Annotated in this window: 2 protein-coding genes; both read right to left on the bottom strand. The window is 63.5% G+C overall.

From position 1 onward, the window contains the following. Positions 1 to 261: DEAD/DEAH box helicase (locus tag EN984_RS36160; RefSeq protein ID WP_164765995.1), on the bottom strand; the 261-nt coding region annotated here is incomplete at its 3' end. Positions 262 to 463: 202 nt separating this feature from the next. Then, a partial coding sequence (locus tag EN984_RS36165) for an NAD kinase (protein ID WP_127384432.1) occupies positions 464 to 906 on the bottom strand: 443 nt, incomplete at its 5' end.

The raw sequence follows: 906 nt of genomic DNA on the forward strand, positions 1-906 counted from the left end.
GAGCGTGCGCGGCATGCGAGCGCGGGCGCGGCCCTTTTCCAGCCTTGTGAGCATCGGCAACACGAAGGAGGCCGTCTTGCCGGTGCCGGTCTGGGCAATGCCCAGCACGTCCTTGCCCAGCAGGGCATGCGGAATGGCGCCCGCCTGGATCGGCGTCGGCTCGGTGTAGCCGGCGTCGGTGACTGCGGAAAGGACCTTCGGCGACAGGCCGAGGTCTGAAAAGGTCAACGCTTCTGGAGCGGTCGTGGTGTCTGAGGACAAGTGTTGTTGTCTTTGGCTGGTTCGGGGAAGCGCAACGGCGTCTAATGGCGTCTGTCGCGGCAAGCGCCACGCGCCTGCAAGATTGGTATTGCAATTAGGAGCAAGCCCTCGATTTGTCAACAGAAACGGGCAGCAATGGCACGATTGTGAAGTTGTAACCTTAATCGGGATGCTTAATCGACCTGTCGGTCGCAGCGCCGGCTCAATAGCGGAACTGTTCGGCGAGAATACGCTCGTTCCAGGAATGATTGGGATCGAACAGCAACGTTGCTGTCGCCGTTGGTGATTCTCGCACCGTCACCGAGGTCACGGCCTTGACCTCGGTATGGTCGGCGGCGGCGTTTACCGGCCGCTTTTCCGGCTCGCGGATGTCGAAGCGCACGGTCGCCTTGTTGGAGAGCAGCGCGCCGCGCCAGCGGCGCGGGCGAAACGGGCTGACCGGGGTCAGCGCCAGCAGCGGCGCGTCGAGCGGCAGGATCGGTCCATGCGCCGAAAGATTGTAGGCGGTGGACCCGGCCGGGGTTGCGATCATGACGCCGTCGCAGTTCAGTTCCTCAAGCCGGACCTGTTCGTCGACGGTGATGCGGATCTTGGCCGTCTGGTACGACTGGCGCCACAGCGCCACCTCGTTGATCGCCAGTGCTG

Source organism: Mesorhizobium sp. M7A.F.Ca.CA.004.12.1.1 (assembly GCF_003997835.1).
Classification (GTDB): domain Bacteria; phylum Pseudomonadota; class Alphaproteobacteria; order Rhizobiales; family Rhizobiaceae; genus Mesorhizobium.